Annotated in this window: 3 protein-coding genes; 1 reads left to right on the top strand and 2 read right to left on the bottom strand. The window is 34.4% G+C overall.

Annotated features, from left to right (window positions below):
* Positions 1-665 (bottom strand): enoyl-CoA hydratase/isomerase family protein (locus AC1DDX_RS26845; RefSeq protein WP_477622975.1); only part of this gene is annotated, 665 nt, incomplete at its 3' end.
* 90 nt (positions 666-755) lie between these two features.
* Positions 756-1,508 carry a DUF1835 domain-containing protein gene (locus tag AC1DDX_RS26840; protein ID WP_477622974.1) on the bottom strand — a complete coding sequence of 251 codons (753 nt, stop codon included), beginning with the start codon at positions 1,506-1,508 and terminating at the stop codon, positions 756-758.
* A gap of 332 nt (positions 1,509-1,840) precedes the next feature.
* Here AC1DDX_RS26840 and AC1DDX_RS26835 point away from each other — a divergent pair.
* Positions 1,841-2,062, top strand: a 222-nt coding sequence (locus AC1DDX_RS26835) for a glycoside hydrolase N-terminal domain-containing protein (protein ID WP_477622973.1), incomplete at its 3' end; no start/stop codon positions are given.

Genomic DNA, 2,062 nt, shown 5'->3' with positions numbered 1-2,062 from the left:
GGATTTGTAGTCTGCCCGATTAGCTGCTTAGTTACCATTAACGAATTTGCTGAAGCTTCATTACACAAATTTAATGCAAAATCTTTCACTTTTTGACTAATCTCTTCTTTGTTTGTTACAAACGTTATTAATCCATGCTCAAGTGCCTCTTGTGCAGAAAAAAGGCTTCCTGTCAGTAGTATTTTTTTAGCAATAGTTTCACTTGTTTTGCGTAATAAAAAGCAGGATACTATAGCCGGAACAAATCCCAGTTTTACTTCAGTATAGCCAAAATTGGCCTCAGGAACAGAAAATGTAATGTCGCAAACAGTTGCAAGTCCACAGCCTCCGGCAATTGCATGCCCTTCTACCTGAGCTATGACAACCTTAGGTAAATAATAAATGGTGGTAAACAGTCGCTTTAGGTTCTCAGAATCGGCAAGGTTTTCTTCATAAGTATTTAACTGCAATTGCTGCAAATAAGCCAGATCAGCACCTGCACTAAAAACAGCACCGTTAGCTTTTAAAACAATCACTTTTACGCCATCATCCTCTGATGCGCTGATGAACGAATCCGTTAACTGCTGAACAAGATCGGGATTTAATGCATTACGCTTCTCAAGACGATTTATAGCAATAGTTGCTATACGCTCACTTACTGAATATAAAACGAGGGGTTCTGTCATAATCTGTAAATATCTACTAAATCCTAATAAATAAGTAATTATTGGTGTTTTTTGTTCCTTTAAGGGGGCTACGTCTGTGGCATACAAATATTAGCGGTAGTGCATTACTTTGTCATAGAGACTTTTTAATTGAACGTCACCAAAACCATAAACGCTTTCTCTATTCCAAAATTCTTTGAACACTTTATGAAAATCAGTAGAAATATTTTTCGTGATGTCTTCAATAACTTTTTCAGGTCTTCCTGTTGTGCCATCTTTTGGAAAGCGGTCAACATGCGCCTTCACTACTTCTTGTAAATACGGAAAAACTAAAGATTGATGTTTTGAAAGATTTGTCAACTCTTCAAGATTGCCGTTTTTGTAAGCTTTCCATAATTGTTGTCCTAAATTTATGTCGGCTTCACTTAAAGGAAGTCTATTCGCATAACAAACTTTAAGTTCATCTGAATTTGCTGATCCAAAGCCATTCCAAAATTGTTTACTGGTTTTGTCTAAATAAGAAGTGTAAACAGCAAAAACTTTTTTCTTTATTGACAAACTATTGATAATTGAAATAACAAACCACATATTTACTTGACAAAACAAGTCATACTCAAACCAAAGATTAAACTCTGAATGATCGGGTGCATTTATTATTTTTTCAAATTCTTTTACAACAGAATTATTGTATTCGGTTTCAGTTATTCTCATGTATTTGGCTCTTGATTGCCAAAAGTCATGTAGGTTGTCTCCTGATAATTCTCCGTCAATAAGACCTTCTCTAACAACAATAACATCCCCTTCAATTTTTGCTTCTGGAAAACTATRAGCAAGGGAGTCGCCGTTTAAAATATTGTACACCATGACTGTAAGATTCTTTTGAGGCTTATTTACATTGCAGATATAAAGATATAAAAAATGGCTGCCATATTTTCTCCTACATCACCATTAGTCAAAGTAAATTGTTCTCCAATGCGATTGAGGTAGTTAAACAAGATTCATAGTATGAAAAGCAATCCAAGTGATTGGGATTTAGGAATAAGGAACGGTATAGATTGTAATAATTATGTGTTTGAACATGAAAACTAAACCAATAATGTAAACCATAATGGAATTAATCATATATTAATTTTTTTTTAATGCTAATGCATTAATTAGTAAAAAAGATTACACACAAACCAAATATTAAACAACCAATGTTCACCAACCTAAAAACAATTATTGTGGCTTATGCTTTACTTATGGGCATAACCATATCTGCGTTCTCGCAAGAGAAAGATTTGAAATTATGGTATAAATCTCCGGCAGGATCTGTTTGGGAAGCTGCTCTTCCAATAGGAAATGGAAGACTAGCCGCCATGATCTATGGAAATACTGCCCACGAAAAGATCAGTTTAAACGAATCTACAGTATGGAGT

It is taken from the genome of Pedobacter sp. 10L46_2 (assembly GCF_056395165.1).
This window is presented reverse-complemented; position numbering and strand designations above follow the sequence as displayed.